This window comes from Tritonibacter sp. SIMBA_163, assembly GCF_046535935.1.
GTDB classification, from domain to species: domain Bacteria; phylum Pseudomonadota; class Alphaproteobacteria; order Rhodobacterales; family Rhodobacteraceae; genus Epibacterium; species Epibacterium scottomollicae.
The window spans coordinates 1-228 of sequence record NZ_JAWJBP010001581.1 but is presented as its reverse complement, the minus strand read 5'-3'; the positions used below and the strand labels follow the sequence as shown (position 1 = coordinate 228).

1 protein-coding gene is annotated in these 228 nt (G+C 46.1%); it reads right to left on the bottom strand.

Going from position 1 to position 228, the window contains the following annotated elements; all coding sequences use genetic code 11:
• Positions 1–228 (bottom strand): ThiF family adenylyltransferase (locus tag R0J92_RS27580; RefSeq protein ID WP_411054021.1); only part of this gene is annotated, 228 nt, incomplete at both ends.

Below are 228 nucleotides of genomic sequence, written 5' to 3'. Positions count from 1 at the left end.
CCATTCGGATGTCAAAATTATCACTTGCATCTAATATCAAATCCACGCCCTCTATGAGCCGTTCCATTTCCTCAACAGATACATCCATGACATGACTGCGAATGTCCACTTCGGCATTGATTGCGCTCAACCGTCTTTTAGCTGCTACTGCTTTTGGCGTTCGCTGTTCTGCTTCCTCTTCGGTATAAAGCTGTTGACGCTGAAGGTTGCTCCACTCTACATAATCCC